The following is a 645-nucleotide window of genomic DNA, read 5'->3' as shown; positions in this document are numbered from 1 at the left end:
CACTATCGGTCNCTAGAGAGTATTTAGCCTTAGGAGATGGTCCTCCCAGATTCCGACGGAATTTCACGTGCTCCGTCGTACTCAGGATCCACTCAAGAGAGACAACATTTTCGACTACAGGATTATTACCTTCTTTGATTCATCTTTCCAGATGATTCGTCTAATGTCGTCCTTTGTAACTCCGTATAGAGTGTCCTACAACCCCAACAAGCAAGCTTTTTGGTTTGGGCTCTTCCCGTTTCGCTCGCCGCTACTAAGGGAATCGAATTTTCTTTCTCTTCCTCCGGGTACTAAGATGTTTCAGTTCTCCGGGTGTGCCTTCTGATATGCTATGTATTCACATATCGATAACATGACATAACTCATGCTGGGTTTCCCCATTCGGAAATCTCTGGATCAAAGCTTACTTACAGCTCCCCAAAGCATATCGTCGTTAGTAACGTCCTTCATCGGCTTCTAGTGCCAAGGCATCCACCGTGCGCCCTTAATAACTTAATCTATGTTTCCACCATTTTTATAAGTCAAACGTTAACATGAAATTACGTTCTTTTATAAAAAGATTTAAACGCGTTATTAATCTTGTGAGTGTTCTTTCGAACACTAGCGATTATTTCTTATGAATTCAAGCTTATTTAAAACTCTTTA

General features: G+C 41.1%; 1 rRNA gene. It reads right to left on the bottom strand.

Features of this window, described 5'->3' with window-relative positions:
- Window positions 1-498, bottom strand: a 23S ribosomal RNA gene (locus IEX42_RS18385); the annotation flags it as partial.
- Window positions 499-645 lie beyond the last annotated feature (147 nt).

This window comes from Marmoricola endophyticus (genome assembly GCF_014644415.1).
Classification (GTDB): Bacteria; Actinomycetota; Actinomycetes; order Propionibacteriales; family Nocardioidaceae; genus Marmoricola; species Marmoricola endophyticus.
The sequence above is the reverse complement of the archived record's forward strand: the minus strand, read 5'-3'. Positions and strand labels throughout refer to the sequence as shown.